This is a genomic window from Paraburkholderia bonniea, from assembly GCF_009455625.1.
In the GTDB taxonomy this organism is placed as follows: Bacteria; Pseudomonadota; Gammaproteobacteria; order Burkholderiales; family Burkholderiaceae; genus Paraburkholderia; species Paraburkholderia bonniea.
Genome location: NZ_QPEQ01000001.1, coordinates 2,673,237 through 2,687,517, shown reverse-complemented (window position 1 = coordinate 2,687,517; position 14,281 = coordinate 2,673,237). Strand labels below are relative to the sequence as shown.

Genomic DNA, 14,281 nt, shown 5'->3' with positions numbered 1-14,281 from the left:
CGCACCTTTCCGTGTAACGCCCGCCGCATGCGGCGTTCATTCCGATGATTCCAGCCAGACGAGGAGATACATGCATCGCGCCACCAAGATTGTTGCCACTATTGGCCCTGCCTCAAGCACGCCCGAAATTCTTCTGCAGATGATGCAGGCGGGTCTTGATGTGGTGCGGCTCAATTTCTCGCATGGCACGGCGGACGACCACCGCCAGCGCGCCCAGTTCGTCCGTGAGGCGGCGCGCAAGGTCGGCCGGGAAGTGGCGATCATGGCTGACCTGCAAGGCCCGAAAATCCGCGTCGGCAAATTCGAAAACGGCAAAACGATGCTGGTGGCGGGCAACGAATTTGTGCTTGATGCCACTTGTGAGCTGGGCGATGACGAGCGCGTCGGGCTCGATTACAAAGACCTGCCGCGCGATCTGAAGCCGGGCGACGTGCTGTTGCTGAACGACGGCCTGATTGTGCTGGACGTGGCCCGGGTGATCGGCAGCGAAATCCACACCATCGTGAAGATTGGCGGCGAGCTGTCGAACAACAAAGGCATTAACCGCCAGGGTGGCGGCCTGTCGGCCCCTGCGCTGACGGCCAAGGACATGGAAGATATCCGCACAGCGATGTCGCTCGGGGTGGATTTTGTCGCTGTATCGTTCCCGAAAAATGCCACTGACATGGAAATGGCGCGCCAACTGGCCAATATTGCTGGCGCTCCCTATGGCATCAAGCCGAAGATGATCGCCAAGATCGAGCGGGCCGAAGCGATTCCGGCGCTGCAAGGGATTCTCGATGCCTCGGACGGCATCATGGTGGCGCGCGGCGATCTGGCGGTAGAGGTGGGCAATGCGGCGGTGCCAGCCTTGCAAAAACGCATGATCCGCATGGCGCGCGAATCCAACAAACTGGTCATTACCGCGACGCAAATGATGGAGTCGATGATCTACGCGCCGGTGCCAACCCGGGCGGAGGTGTCGGATGTGGCCAATGCGGTGCTCGATGGCACGGATGCGGTGATGCTGTCGGCGGAAACCGCTGCGGGCAAATACCCGGTGCAGACCATCGAAACCATGGCGGCGATTTGCCTCGAAGCGGAAAAATCCGAACAAGTCGAACTCGACAAGGATTTTCTCGACCGCACTTTTACCCGGATCGACCAGTCGATAGCGATGGGTGCGCTGTTCACGGCGTATCACCTTGGGGCCAAGGCGATTGTGGCGTTGACCGAATCCGGCGCGACCGCGCTCTGGATGTCACGACACTGGACCCAGGTGCCGATTTTTGCACTCACCCCCCGCATCGGCAGCGAGCGCGCGATGGCGCTGTACCGCAATGTCACCTCGCTGCATCTCGATACCAGCACTGACCGCGATACCGCGTTACAGCAGGCACTGGAGATCGTGGTCAGAAACGGCCATGCATCGCATGGCGACATGGTGGTGCTGACGGTGGGCGAGCCGATGGGGCAAGCCGGCGGTACCAATACGCTGAAAATCGTGCGGGTGGGCGAGCCTTATTGAGCTAGCTGGAATGGCGGGATACATCGGGATAACTGATTGACCCGGATGAGTGGCCAGCGCGAGGTGCTGTGCCACTCACGCTGGCAGCAAATCAAACAAATCACGTAGATCACGCAGATCAAACCCCACAAACACAACCGGCACAGACCGGTGCCGTCAGGCCAGCCGCAAAGGCCTACCGCTACGCAGTTCCGGGTATGCGGTTTGCTTCACGATAAAATCCCGGAATTGATGCCGACGGCACAGCAATTCGTTTCAATCTCAGGAGCTTCACCATGCCTCTCGTATCAATGCGTCAACTGCTGGACCATGCCGCGGAAAACGGCTATGCGCTGCCAGCGTTCAATGTCAACAACCTCGAACAAATTCAGGGAATCATGGCTGCCGCTGATCAGGTCGGCGCGCCAGTCATCATGCAGGCTTCGGCCGGGGCCCGGAAGTATTCGGGCGAACCGTTTCTGCGCCATTTGATCGAAGCCGCGATCGAATCGTATCCACACATTCCGGTGGTGATGCACCAGGACCACGGCCAGTCGCCCGCTGTGTGCATGGCCGCGATCCGCAGCGGTTTTAGCAGCGTGATGATGGATGGCTCGCTGGAGGCCGATGGCAAGACCGTGGCTTCTTACGAATACAACGTCGAGGTTTCGCGCAAGGTGGTAGAGCTGGCGCATTCGATTGGCGTGACGGTCGAAGCCGAACTTGGCGTGCTGGGCTCGCTTGAAACCATGAAGGGCGACAAGGAAGACGGCCACGGCGCGGAAGGCACGATGACCCGCGAGCAGCTTCTGACCAACCCTGAGCAAGCCGCTGATTTCGTCAAACTGACACAATGCGATGCGCTGGCGATTGCGATCGGCACTTCGCACGGGGCGTACAAGTTCAGCAAGAAGCCGACGGGCGATATTTTGTCCATCGAGCGCATCAAGGAAATTCACCAGCGTATTCCGAATACCCACTTGGTCATGCATGGTTCGTCGTCGGTGCCGCAAGAACTGCTGGCGGAAATCCGCGAGTTCGGTGGCGACATGAAAGAAACCTATGGTGTGCCAGTGCAGGAAATCCAGGAAGGCATCCGTCATGGCGTGCGCAAGATCAATATCGACACCGATCTGCGTCTGGCGATCACCGGCGCGATCCGGCGCTACCTGGTTGAAAACCCGTCAAAGTTCGATCCGCGCGATTATCTGAAGCCCGCGCGTGAAGCGATGAAGCAGGTTTGCGTTGACCGCTATCTGGCGTTTGGCTGCGAAGGTCAGGCGGCGAAGATCAAGCCGGTGTCACTCGAAAAAATGGCTGAAAAATACCGCTCGGGCGCTCTCGCGCAGATCGTCCGCTGATTGTCTGCTGGTCGTTCGCTGATAGTTCGATAACTCGCAGGTCGCAGTGCAACCTGGCTGTGAAGCCAGGTTGCTGTCTGGTCGCCGTTCCCGCATGATCCGGGGAACGGCGTTTCCCTTTTTTGTTCTGGTTTCATTTTTGGCGAGTCACGACAATGCCTTCCCTTTACGAATCCACGCTTCGCTCGCTACCCCTGCTTGGCCGCGGCAAAGTCCGTGACAATTACGCGGTGGGCAAAGACCAGTTGCTGATTGTCACCACCGATCGTCTGTCGGCATTCGACGTCATCATGGGCGAACCGATCCCGGCCAAGGGCCAGGTGCTGAATCAGATGGCTAATTTCTGGTTCGACAAGCTGTCGGCAATCGTGCCCAACCATCTCACCGGCATCACCCCTGAATCCGTGGTGGCACCTGATGAGGTCGATCAGGTGAAGGGCCGGGCGGTAGTCGTGAAGCGGCTGGAGCCGATTCTGGTTGAAGCCGTGGTGCGGGGGTATCTGGCGGGTAGCGGCTGGAAAGATTACCAGGCTACCGGTGCCGTATGCGGCGTGCAGTTGCCGCCCGGTTTGCAAAATGCGCAGAAGCTGCCTGAGCCGATTTTCACGCCCGCCGCGAAAGCCGAGATGGGTCATCACGACGAGAACATCAGCTACGACGAGATGGAGCGCCGCATTGGCACTGAGCTGTCGGCCACCATCCGTGATATTTCGCTGCGGCTCTACAAGGACGCGGCCGCCTATGCCGCGACGCGCGGCATCATCATTGCCGACACCAAGTTTGAGTTCGGCCTGGACACCCGGGGTGAGCTCTATCTGATGGATGAGGCCTTGACCGCTGACTCCTCCCGCTTCTGGCCCGCTGACCAATACCAGGTTGGCACCAATCCGCCATCGTTCGATAAACAGTTCGTGCGCGACTGGCTCGAAACCCAGAACTGGAATAAAGAAGCCCCTGCGCCGAAGTTGCCAGATGAGGTTGTCACCAAAACCGCTGAAAAATACCGTGAAGCGCTTGAACGTCTCACCGGTCAAACGCTCGCTCAGGCTTGAGCGCCGCTATAAGGAACTCCGCTGATGAGCGAAATTCAAACCAGCCACACACATAGCGCGCCACTGGTGGGCGTGCTGATGGGCTCCAGTTCCGACTGGGACACGATGAAGCACGCTGTGGCGATCCTGCAGGAATTCGGTGTGCCATACGAAGCGAAGGTGGTCTCCGCGCACCGCATGCCTGATGAAATGTTTGCCTATGCGGAGCGCGCCCGCGAGCGTGGTTTGCAGGCGATTATTGCGGGCGCGGGCGGCGCAGCGCACCTGCCTGGCATGCTGGCGGCTAAAACCACCTTGCCGGTGTTGGGTGTGCCGGTTGCCAGCCGCTATCTGAAAGGTGTCGATTCCCTGCATTCGATTGTGCAAATGCCGAAAGGCGTGCCGGTGGCAACCTTTGCGATTGGCGAAGCCGGCGCGGCGAATGCGGCGCTGTTTGCCGTGTCGGTGTTGAGCGGGGCGCACCCGCACTATGTCAGCTTGCTAGCCGCGTTTCGCACGCGGCAAAACGAAGCGGCGCATGCGATGACCTTGCCTGCGTTGTAAGCGTTCAGGCTGTTTTTTGCCAGACCCGGCCAGCGCAGGTGCGCTGGCTGTGACCGACCATTCAGATGAATCCAGATACCTCCCCCACGTCCCCCATCTTGCCAGGCGCATGGCTTGGCATGGTGGGCGGCGGTCAGCTTGGCCGCATGTTCTGTTTTGCCGCTCAGGCGATGGGTTATCGCGTTGCGGTGCTTGATCCCGATGCCAATAGCCCGGCCGGTGCCGTGGCGGACCGGCATGTGTGTGCGGCCTACGACGACCCAACCGCGCTGACTGAACTGGCCCGGCTGTGTGCTGCCGTATCGACCGAATTTGAAAATGTGCCTGCGGCCAGCCTGGATTTTCTCGCGCGCAGCACTTTCGTCAGCCCGGCCGGGCGGTGCGTTGCGATTGCCCAGGAGCGGATTGCCGAGAAGCGCTTTATCGCGTCAGCGGGGGTGCCGGTCGCGCCTTATGTGGTGATCGAATCGTCCGCCGCGCTGGCGGCGCTTGGTGATGCGGAGCTTGAAGCCGTGTTGCCGGGCATCCTCAAGACGGCCCGGCTTGGCTATGACGGTAAAGGCCAGGCGCGGGTGAGCAACGCCCAGGAAGTGCGTGAAGCGCATGCCGCGCTGGGTGGCATCGCCTGCGTACTCGAAAAGCGCCTGCCGCTGAAGTTCGAGGTGTCGGCGCTGATCGCCCGTGGGGTTCACGGTGCCGCGGCGGTCTATCCGCTGGCGCAAAACACGCATCATGACGGCGTGCTGGCGCTGACGGTCGTTCCGGCCCCCGACGCTAACGCGCAGCTCGTGCAGCAGGCCCAGCAAGCCGCGTTGCAGATTGCCGAAAAACTGGGCTACGTTGGCGTGCTGTGCGTGGAGTTCTTCATCCTGGAAGACGGCTCACTGGTGGCCAACGAAATGGCACCCCGTCCGCACAATTCTGGCCACTACACCGTTGATGCCTGCGCGACTAGCCAGTTCGAGCAGCAAGTCCGGACGATGACCGGAATGCCGCTGGGCGATACGCGTCAGCATTCGCCTGCGGCGATGCTGAATATTCTTGGTGACGTGTGGTTCCCCGTGCAGGGTGGTGAGTCTGTGGTTCATCCAGTAACGCCGCCGTGGGCCGACGTTGCGGCGTTGCCTGCGGCGCGCCTGCATTTGTATGGCAAGGAAGAGGCCCGCCGGGGGCGCAAGATGGGGCATGTCAATTTCACGGCGGCAACGCTTGATGAAGCGCGCGCGGCAGCTCGAGACTGTGCCCGGCTGCTGCATATGGCGAATGCCTGATGTTATTTCCGGGTTATCCCCGGGTTATTCCCGAATGATCGCCTTGCCGGTGCCATCCTTTCTTTGATCCATCACCGTTTTGCTGAGCCACCGCCCCATGTCCGATCATCCCCATTCTGCTGATGCATCCATGCCGGACGCCGCACAGATCGACCATGCGGCGGCTTTGCTTGATGCGGGCGAACTGGTCGCGTTTCCCACTGAAACCGTCTATGGCCTCGGCGGAGACGCTGCCAGCACAGAAGCCGTCGCGCGCATTTACGCGGCGAAAGGGCGGCCAGCGAATCACCCGGTCATTGTTCATCTCGCTCCGCAGGGCGACCCGCGTTACTGGGTTGAAGCTTGGCCAGCCAGCGCGCAGCAACTGGTTGACGCGTTCTGGCCAGGGCCGCTCACGCTGATCTTGAAGCGGGCCACACGAATTCCCGCAGCCGTGAGCGGAGGGCAGGATTCGATTGGTTTGCGCTGCCCGTCGCACCCGGTGGCTCAGGCGTTGCTGACGGCGTTCAGTGCGCGCCGTGCTGGGCATGGCGGCGTCGCCGCGCCCTCGGCGAACCGCTTTGGCCACGTGAGTCCCACCACGGCACAGCATGTGCGTGATGAGTTTGGTGGTGCGATTCATGTGCTGGATGGCGGCGCGTCAGAGGTTGGGATCGAATCGACCATTCTTGACCTGTCCCGTGGTTTTCCGGTGCTGTTGCGTCCGGGGCGGGTCACTCCCGCTGAGATCGCGGCCGTGCTGGGCGAAGCGCCTCGTCTGGCCGATGGCTCGGATGCCAGCACGCCGCGCGCGTCGGGTACGCTCAAGGCGCATTACGCGCCAGGAACGCCGCTCGTCTTGCTGCCGTTCGAGGCACTGGAAACACTCCTGCGTCACGCAAGCCTCGCCCATGAGCGCGTCGCGCTGGTCGCACGAGCTTCGCGTGCGGGTCTTTGGGCGCAGGCCGATGGCGTGCATTTCGTCGCCGCGCCAGAAGATCCACAGAGTTACGCCCGTGCGCTATATAGCTTGCTGCGGACCTTGGACCGGGCGAACGTCACGCGCATCCTGATCGAAAAATTGCCCAGTACGCCTGAGTGGATCGCGGTCAATGACCGTCTAGGCCGGGCAGCAGCAGCGTTCGACACGCAAATTTAGGCGGTACGCGCCAGATGGCAGGCAGTAAGCGGCGAGTGGCGGAGGGTGCGGAGAGCGCGGAGGTTTGGCGCAATCCAGGCTCGTGTCCAGGCTGCACCTCATTGACTCAGGTATGACACGCGCAAAAGATAAAGCCCGGCTTCGAGTCACAAGCCGGGCTTTATCTTTTGCGGTGCTGCCGCTAGTTGAAACCAGCTGAAACCAGCGGCAGCACAGACTTTACTTACCCAGACCCGTAGCGGCGATCTGCGTTTCCACGTACTGCGCGAACATCGCATGCACCTTGGTGCTCGGGTGTACCGAGTCGGCGAAGATGTATGTCTGGTCAGCGTTCTGCACGGTATAGGTTTGCGGTGAACAGAATAGCGCCGTGCCAAAAGCACTCGGCGACGGCGCACCAAACGCGGTTGCCGCTGCCACCATCGCTTTCAGGTTACAGGCGGTATCGGTATTCGAAACCGTAAAGCCATTGGCCTGATAGTTAGCCAGCAAGTTGTCCTGCCAGGTGTAGGTGTCGATCTGGATCAGCTTGGCTGGATCAACTTGCAAAGCCGCCAGGGTACCCGCGAGCGTCTTGTTGAAAAGCCCCGCCAGCCCTGTCAGCGTGGTTTGCGCGCCGGTTGCGATAGCTTGCGGCGTTGAGCCCAGATTCGGCAGGTTGATGAGCACGACGTGTGTCGCACCAGCCTGGATGATCTGCGCGACGGAGTTAGCTAATTGCTGCGCTGCCAGCCCGACTTGCTGGGCTGTGTTTTGCTGGGTCGCTACCGGGTCGGCCCCTGCTGCGATTGCCGCGCCTGCCGCGGTGGCTTGATAAAAGATGTCGTTGGCACCGCCGTTCACCAGGACCAACTGGTTCGCGTTGAAGCTGCCATTCGCCGCGATGTACTGCTGGATCTGTGTCTGGACCGGCACCGTGGTGGCCTGGGCGTAATCAGGCATGCCAGCGGGAGCATGTCCAATGCCGTTTGGATCGGTGATCCGCGAGCCACCCTGGGCATAACCCAGCCCGGTCGACGCGGCCAATGGCTTGCCAAAGCCGCCCAAGTACGCTGGCGTGAGTGTGCCGCCGTAGTATTCCGCAATCTTCTGCGTCCAGACTTCGCCTGGGTTAGTGGTGAAGCGTCCACCGCCGAAGTTGGCCTGAATCACCGGCGAATACGTGCCGGTATCTGACAGGCTGTCGCCAAACGACACCACCTGCAGTTTGATTCCGCCAGCAGGGGTGCTGGCATTGTTGTTGTCGTCTCCGCCGCCGCAGGCAGCAAGCATGACGAACGCCGCGCTGGCGACGGCAACTTGCGCCATGCGCAGCAGGTTCCGGTGTGGTGAGCCGTAGTGTTTCATGTGACTTCATCTCCTCGTATAAATGGCGTTCTTGCCGTGTGATGCAGGCAGCGTTCGCCGCATGCGCGGCGTGACAGCAGCTTACAGACTCTGGTGCGGGCCGCGCGGTGTTTCAAACGCGGCCATAGGGTTTTCAGGAGCGTTTGGTGCGGCGCTCTTTATTGCATCGGGTGTTGCGCCAGTTGCGCCAGGCAATGCATGCCGCTGCCGCCAGAGGCCTGGCCACTCAGGCGGGCCGAATACAGCATGCAGCTTGTCGCGCCAGCCTGGCATGCGAATCACGTCGCGGACCATCGCATGCCATTCGTGAAACGTCGCCTTCAGCGGGTTATAGGTATGCAGCGGCTCGACGATGCCGTACACCGGTGCCTCAAGCGGATCTTCGTCGACATAGCTGCCAAATAGCCGGTCCCAGATCACGAGCACACCGGCATAGTTGCGGTCGATATAAGCGCGATTGCGCGCGTGATGCACGCGATGAATCGATGGCGTGTTGAACAGATATTCGAGCCAGCCCAGCCGTCCCACGGTTTGGGTGTGAACGAAGAACTGAAACCCCAGATTGATGAGCACGATGGCGACAATCTGCGCGGGAGGAAACCCCAGCAGCGCCAGCGGAATCCAGAACAGCCACATGCCCGCTACGGGATACATCAGACTCTGGCGAAACGCGGTCGAAAAATTCAGCCGCTCCGACGAGTGATGCACGACATGCGCGGCCCACAGCCAGCGCACCCGGTGGCTGCAACGGTGAAAAACGTAATACAGCAGGTCTTGCGCGACGAATAAAAGCAGAAACGACAGCCAGCCAGCTTGCCAGGTGAACAGACGCCAGTGCGTATACACATACGCATACACCGGGAGCACGAACAGCCACGCGAGCTTGTCCGCCGCTTGCTGCAGCAATGCCAGCGCGGCGTTGCAGGCGGTGTCGCGCCAGCTGTAAAGGTGCTCGGTGGGGCGTGTGCGGTGCAGGTGCCATGCTTCCCAGCTGATGCATGCAAGAAAGACTGGAGCCATGGCAAGCAGGAGCAATTCGGCATCGAATTGCATGGGTGTCGTCCTCCGGGGTCCCCACTGCTGCATAGCGTGCGGCAGGGTGTTGTCGTTATCGTGCTGATTGATGGTGTTTGCGAGGGACGTAAGGCGGGCCGCCCCCAGGCACTAGAGCGAACTGCAAACCCTTGATGGAGGCTTTCGCAGCGGAGCTGTCGCGCGTTTCAAACACTGCCCGACAGCGTACACGTTCCGTTGCTGGCCGCGAGCGGCTTTTTGCCCGATTTCGCTAGAGGAATTACTCAATGCCCGGCACGGCGCTGCGGGTTTTTCCTGGATTTGCCACGCGCTTTGGCCGCCGGTACAGCAATGGGTTGCGATGGTCCGGCGTAGACCCATTCGAGCAGCGCATCGTGTACGGCCTGGGCGGCTTCAGCATGGTCATCGTTAATCAGGCTGACCACCACATAGCTATTGCCATCTGCCGATGCCACATAGCCCGCAATCGCACGCACATCACGCAGCGTGCCGGTCTTGATGTGTGCATTGCCACCTACTGGCCGGGCTGTCAGGCGCTTGCGCATGGTGCCATCGACGCCTGCTATCGGAAGTGATTCGACGAACGCCTGAGCTACCGGGCTGGCGTTCGCGTTTTGCAGCAGGTCAGCCAGCGCCAGCGTAGAAATATGCTCGTTGCGCGACAGTCCCGAGCCGTTCTCGAGCGCTAGATGCTCCATGGGCAGCCCGTTGCGGTGCAGGAAGTCTTCGATGACACGGGCGGACTGTTCTGGCGTAGCAGGCGGTTTGCCCATCGCCGCGCCGATGGTCAGGAACAGGTTGCGCGCCATCGTGTTGTTGCTGAATTTGTTGATATCCCGCACGACATCCGCTAGAACCGGGCCGCGATGGGTCGCCACCAGATGCGCGCCTGGCGGCACCGGGCCTTCGAGGGTCGTGCCGTTAAACGTGCCCCCGGTTTGCTGCCATAACGCGAGAAAGCCACCAGAGAAGAAGGTCGTATGGTCCAGCACGGCGATGTTGATGGTGCGTGCGCCACAACGCAGCGGATAGTCACCCTGAAACTGGGCTGAGAGTGTGCCGCCGGGGTTCGTTGTGACGCTGGGGGCGAGTGCGGTGGCCTCATTGCGGCATGGTCCGCTGCTTGAGCGCAACTGGTTGTCAATTTGCAACTGGGCGAGCGCGGGCAGCACTTCAATGGTGACGGTGCCATCGGGTGTTGGCGTGAGAGTGAAAGAAAGCGACTTGAAGGCATACAGCAGCGGATCAGGGCCGACGTTATAGGGGGCGTTGAGATCGCTGTCGAAGGCTGGCAGATCACGCGTCGAAGGATCAAAAAAGCGCTTGTCGAGCACCAGTGAACCATCAATGCCATTAATGCCCGTTTTGCGAATTTTCTGTACCAGGTCAATCAGCTCTTCTGGCACTAGCTTGGGGTCCCCGGTGCCCTGGAGATACAGGTTGCCGTGCAGCATGCCATTGCTGTCGACGGTGCCATCGGTGTAGGCCGTGGTGCGCCAGCGATAATCCGGACCGAGCAGCGACAGGCCCGCATAGGTCGTGACGAGCTTCATGGTCGAAGCGGGCAGCATCTGCTGGCCCGCATTGAGCGCGACGATGGGGGTGGGGGATCCGATCTTTTCCACCACGACGCTGAGCGCTGACAACGGCACCTTGGCTTGCCGCAAACCCGCCATCACCGAAGGCGGCAGCACGGTACTGACATTGACGGATGGATGGGCGGTTTTTTTGCGTGCTTCGGCGGGGGATGCCCCAAGCAGCGCCGCGCATGCCAGCAGCAGGATTGCGCCGCGCACGAGGCCACGATGCGATGGTGCGGCGGCGCAAGGTCTGTTGGACAATGCAGCACCATCCGGGGCGGCGTGGCGGGTCAGCGAAGAAGTGGGCGAAGTAGTCAGAGCGTGCATGGTGGACAAGGGAGCAAAGGGATAACCCGAGTGAATTGGACAGGGCCACGCGCCGCATGCAGATCGTTGACAGAAGCAGAAGTAGACGTGCTTCAACGCAAACGCAAATGCAACTGGCACCCGTGCGCAGTCAAGCGGCTGCAGCGCAAGAGCAGGTGTCTTTGGCGCACTCATGCATCCCGCTGGCAATCTTGTGCGTCAGGCAGAGAACCCTGAGTTTGAATCAGGCAAAGTCGCTCATTGTAGAGATACGGCGGGTGGTGCCAGCGAAAACTCACGGGTGCTGATGGCACGGGCAGGGGGCTAGTGAGCGGGAGCTAAAATGCGCGCTTACGGAGCAGCGCGGGCTAGCCGGCTGATGTGATGAGCGCTGACCGAGGGCGGCCGGAACCGTCATTCAACTATCCAAATGGATATAAAGAGGAACACACACGATGAAAATCTCAGGAAAACACTCCTACCTGGCGCTGAGCGCCGTGCTAGCCGCGTTCATGTTTGGCGCGGGTTCGATGAGTTCTGCTTATGCCAGCAGTTCGAACACATCAATCCTGGGTGGCACGACCACGGATAACACCAGCGCTGGTAATGAGAACGGCGGCGGGCTGCCGCAGATCCAGCAACAGGGCAATGTGTCATTTGTTTCCGGTGGTGTGGGGCAGGACGAATCGAACGCGCTGCAACAGGCGCAAAACCAGTGGCCGTTATCGTTGCGCTTTACGGGCCCTGGCGCGGATTTTCTGTCTGAGGTGAAGGTGAAGATTAATGATGCGCATGGCGCGGAAATCCTGAATGCGACTGCGGACGGACCTTATATGCTGGTTCGGCTTTTGCCAGGACGCTATACCGTCCATGCGGCATATAAGGGGCATGACCAAAGCCGAGTGATAACGATTCCCGCTAAAGGAAATGCGAAATCGGTATTTCGCTGGACTATTCAGTAAGCGCATTGAGGGTTTAAAAATTTGCAGGTAAAAAAGCCAGGCATTGCGGATTAATGGTTTGACGGGCTAAAGAACCACGCGCAACAGGCGCATCTTTGGCCGATAATGAAAGCCACGCGGTTGATTTAACCCGTGGCTTTTTATTGTCAGATGCAGTGTGATGCTGCTGTGTCTGAGGGTTAGCACCAGATGCACCTAAGCTTGGCGTAGCCAGGTCTAGCTGCTTTTGACGGAGCCGTTCACATGAAACCCGCTTCTGTGTCTGAGCCAGATCCTGCCGCTGCTGGTGCAGCCGAACCACCAGCTGGCACGCAGCCCGCAGGGGCGCGAATCAATATCACGGCCAATCGCCACCGGGTGCGGGTGATTCATCATGGCGTGACCATCGCAGATTCTCTCGCAGCGCTCACACTGGCCGAAACCGGCTTGCCCGACGTCATTTATTTTCCGCGCGCGGATGTCAACATGGCGCGGCTTGAGCGTTCTTTACATACGTCGCACTGCCCCTATAAAGGCATGGCGGCGTATTTTCATTTGCGCACAGAAGAAGGCTGGGTTGAAAACGCAGTCTGGAGCTATGAGCAGCCTGCTATTGAGGCTGAACCTGTGAAAGGGTATCTGGCTTTTTATGCTGCGCAGGTCGACCGTATTGATCAGACATCTTAGTTTTTCGTGGTTTGCCGAATATCACTCGGGGGAGATTGCCATGGAACTGAATGACGCATTACGGATTCCGCTTGCACTAGAAGACGTTTGTGCTGCGCTGCAAGATATCGCGTTGTTACGGGCTAGCCTTGACCATTGCGAATCGTTCAGCCTTCAGGCGAATGGCGGATATGCGCTGACGCTGACTGTGCCGCTGGGGCCGTTGCGGGCCTGCTATGAGATTCGCGCGCATGCGGCTAGTCAGGCCAAGCGGGAGGTGTTGGCCCCGAGGCAGCGAACCCTCAATTTCAAGGCCCGGGCGGATGGAATTGGGTCGCTGCGCGGCCAGATCAGTATCACGCTCAGCGTGGATAACCTCGCTGACAAGCCCGCGGCTGAACCAGGCACGCGCATCGACTATTCGGTCTGGGCGACTGCCGCTGGTGCGCTGGCGGAGCTGCCAGTGCGCCAGATCGAAAATGCGTTGCGCGAACTGGCGGATGATTTTTTCACGGAGTTTTGCGCGGTGGTGCAGGCCAAGCATGGCGTTGGGCCGAACCATGCCCGTCGTGGCGAACCGGCGCGCCGTCAGCATGTGTTCCTGCGCCCGGCGAGTGCTAGCCCTGTGGCGGTGCGTCATGCGCGTGGTCATGGCGGGGTCTTGACGGGCAGAACGGTGGCGCCGCTTCATGGTGGCCGCTGGCTCCACAGCCCCGCGCACGATGACGGCACACCACATGCCGTGCCTTACTGGGTCTGGGCCGCGACGATCTTCCTCGCGGCGCTGCTGCTTTATCTGGCGCGCTGGTTCAATGCGGCTTAATTTGATTTGATGTGGCCTCGACTGCCCCGGAGGCGGTGCCAGATAGGGACGGTGAGGGCGGTGCTGGCTGTGAACTGGTGCGCATCCCAGGGCTGAGGCGCAGCGTGTCGAATATCGCTTCGACGGTGATTTCGGTCTGTTCGCCATAGCCTGTTGAATCTGGCAAAAACAGCATGTCACGCAGCGAACCGCTGACAAATGCATGCAGCATGGCTGCCGCGCGTGGCGTATCGAGGTCGGCGGGCAACTGCCCCTTCGAGATTGCGTTGCGCAACCCGCCTTCGATATTGCGCAACGCTTCGCGCATATTGGTTTGATAACGCAGCATCACGGGGCCCATTTCTTCAACGAATTCGCACTTCAGAAACAAAATATCGAATACCCGGCGCCGTTGCGGATTATTGGTGGTGTCGCGCAGGCACAGTGTGCAAATTTCAATTAAACGGCCTAATGGATTGGCTTCTTGCGGGTTGAGCGACGCTGCCTTGAGTTCATCAAGCGGCAAGAGCACGCGATCGAACATCTCGGTAAAAAGCTCACCCTTGTTCGCAAAATGCCAGTAAATCGCGCCGCGCGTGACCCCTGCTGCTTGGGCAATATCGGCCAGCGAAGTGCGCGAGACACCTTTTTCGAAAAAAATCTGTTCAGCGGCATCCAGGATGCTATTGCGCGTCTCCTGCGCTTCTTCCTTGGTTCTTCGGACCATATGGGTATGCCTGTTATAAGTGCGGA

Annotated in this window: 13 protein-coding genes; 9 read left to right on the top strand and 4 right to left on the bottom strand. The window is 60.0% G+C overall.

The window, feature by feature from the left end; genetic code table 11:
* The first annotated feature begins 70 nt into the window (after window positions 1–70).
* From pyk to GH656_RS11780, 6 genes are all read left to right on the top strand, one after another.
* A complete protein-coding gene (gene pyk / locus GH656_RS11805) occupies window positions 71–1,507 on the top strand; it encodes a pyruvate kinase (protein ID WP_153076104.1) in 1,437 nt (478 codons plus the stop codon).
* Between the two features lie 275 nt (window positions 1,508–1,782).
* Entirely contained in the window at window positions 1,783–2,847 is a 1,065-nt protein-coding gene (gene fba / locus GH656_RS11800) for a class II fructose-bisphosphate aldolase (RefSeq protein ID WP_153076103.1), read from the top strand.
* Between the two features lie 155 nt (window positions 2,848–3,002).
* On the top strand, window positions 3,003–3,899 hold the full coding sequence (locus GH656_RS11795; RefSeq protein WP_153076102.1) for a phosphoribosylaminoimidazolesuccinocarboxamide synthase: 897 nt from the start codon (window positions 3,003–3,005) through the stop codon (window positions 3,897–3,899).
* Between the two features lie 24 nt (window positions 3,900–3,923).
* Window positions 3,924–4,442, top strand: coding sequence for a 5-(carboxyamino)imidazole ribonucleotide mutase (purE, locus tag GH656_RS11790; RefSeq protein ID WP_153076101.1), 519 nt, complete (start codon window positions 3,924–3,926; stop codon window positions 4,440–4,442).
* Between the two features lie 65 nt (window positions 4,443–4,507).
* Entirely contained in the window at window positions 4,508–5,713 is a 1,206-nt protein-coding gene (locus GH656_RS11785; protein ID WP_153076100.1) for a 5-(carboxyamino)imidazole ribonucleotide synthase, read from the top strand.
* A gap of 97 nt (window positions 5,714–5,810) precedes the next feature.
* Window positions 5,811–6,851 (top strand): L-threonylcarbamoyladenylate synthase, encoded by a 1,041-nt coding sequence (locus tag GH656_RS11780; protein ID WP_153076099.1) that lies wholly within the window; start codon window positions 5,811–5,813, stop codon window positions 6,849–6,851.
* Between the two features lie 219 nt (window positions 6,852–7,070).
* On the opposite strand, the gene GH656_RS11775 is transcribed toward GH656_RS11780, so the two are convergent.
* From GH656_RS11775 to dacB, 3 genes are all read right to left on the bottom strand, one after another.
* On the bottom strand, window positions 7,071–8,198 hold the full coding sequence (locus GH656_RS11775; RefSeq protein WP_153076098.1) for an SGNH/GDSL hydrolase family protein: 1,128 nt from the start codon (window positions 8,196–8,198) through the stop codon (window positions 7,071–7,073).
* A gap of 81 nt (window positions 8,199–8,279) precedes the next feature.
* Window positions 8,280–9,251, bottom strand: a complete 972-nt coding sequence (locus GH656_RS11770) for a sterol desaturase family protein (RefSeq protein WP_153076097.1) — start codon at window positions 9,249–9,251, stop codon at window positions 8,280–8,282.
* 245 nt (window positions 9,252–9,496) lie between these two features.
* The gene (dacB, locus tag GH656_RS11765) at window positions 9,497–11,107 is read right to left on the bottom strand and encodes a D-alanyl-D-alanine carboxypeptidase/D-alanyl-D-alanine endopeptidase (protein WP_425495880.1); all 1,611 of its coding nucleotides are present in this window, start codon (window positions 11,105–11,107) and stop codon (window positions 9,497–9,499) included.
* Window positions 11,108–11,574: 467 nt separating this feature from the next.
* Between dacB and GH656_RS11760 the strand changes: the two genes are divergently transcribed.
* The 3 genes from GH656_RS11760 to GH656_RS11750 all read left to right on the top strand — a co-directional run bounded on the left by GH656_RS11760 (window position 11,575) and on the right by GH656_RS11750 (window position 13,549).
* Window positions 11,575–12,081 carry a carboxypeptidase regulatory-like domain-containing protein gene (locus GH656_RS11760; protein WP_425495861.1) on the top strand — a complete coding sequence of 169 codons (507 nt, stop codon included), beginning with the start codon at window positions 11,575–11,577 and terminating at the stop codon, window positions 12,079–12,081.
* 243 nt (window positions 12,082–12,324) lie between these two features.
* Window positions 12,325–12,747, top strand: coding sequence for a DUF427 domain-containing protein (locus tag GH656_RS11755; protein WP_153076095.1), 423 nt, complete (start codon window positions 12,325–12,327; stop codon window positions 12,745–12,747).
* A gap of 40 nt (window positions 12,748–12,787) precedes the next feature.
* Complete coding sequence (locus GH656_RS11750; protein ID WP_153076094.1) at window positions 12,788–13,549, top strand: SRPBCC family protein; 762 nt, start codon at window positions 12,788–12,790, stop codon at window positions 13,547–13,549.
* Here the strand turns inward: GH656_RS11750 and GH656_RS11745 are convergent.
* Window positions 13,536–14,255: a TetR family transcriptional regulator gene (locus tag GH656_RS11745; RefSeq protein WP_153076093.1), complete on the bottom strand. Its 720-nt coding sequence runs from the start codon at window positions 14,253–14,255 to the stop codon at window positions 13,536–13,538. The genes GH656_RS11750 and GH656_RS11745 overlap by 14 nt on opposite strands.
* Between the last annotated feature and the right edge of the window lie 26 nt (window positions 14,256–14,281).

Coding starts and splice junctions, on each gene's coding strand:
- pyk (WP_153076104.1), top strand. CDS start 71: ATGCATCGCGCCACCAAGATTGTTGCCACTATTGGCCCTGCCTCAAGC.
- fba (WP_153076103.1), top strand. CDS start 1,783: ATGCCTCTCGTATCAATGCGTCAACTGCTGGACCATGCCGCGGAAAAC.
- GH656_RS11795 (WP_153076102.1), top strand. CDS start 3,003: ATGCCTTCCCTTTACGAATCCACGCTTCGCTCGCTACCCCTGCTTGGC.
- purE (WP_153076101.1), top strand. CDS start 3,924: ATGAGCGAAATTCAAACCAGCCACACACATAGCGCGCCACTGGTGGGC.
- GH656_RS11785 (WP_153076100.1), top strand. CDS start 4,508: ATGAATCCAGATACCTCCCCCACGTCCCCCATCTTGCCAGGCGCATGG.
- GH656_RS11780 (WP_153076099.1), top strand. CDS start 5,811: ATGTCCGATCATCCCCATTCTGCTGATGCATCCATGCCGGACGCCGCA.
- GH656_RS11775 (WP_153076098.1), bottom strand. CDS start 8,198: ATGAAACACTACGGCTCACCACACCGGAACCTGCTGCGCATGGCGCAA.
- GH656_RS11770 (WP_153076097.1), bottom strand. CDS start 9,251: ATGCAATTCGATGCCGAATTGCTCCTGCTTGCCATGGCTCCAGTCTTT.
- GH656_RS11760 (WP_425495861.1), top strand. CDS start 11,575: ATGAAAATCTCAGGAAAACACTCCTACCTGGCGCTGAGCGCCGTGCTA.
- GH656_RS11755 (WP_153076095.1), top strand. CDS start 12,325: ATGAAACCCGCTTCTGTGTCTGAGCCAGATCCTGCCGCTGCTGGTGCA.
- GH656_RS11750 (WP_153076094.1), top strand. CDS start 12,788: ATGGAACTGAATGACGCATTACGGATTCCGCTTGCACTAGAAGACGTT.
- GH656_RS11745 (WP_153076093.1), bottom strand. CDS start 14,255: ATGGTCCGAAGAACCAAGGAAGAAGCGCAGGAGACGCGCAATAGCATC.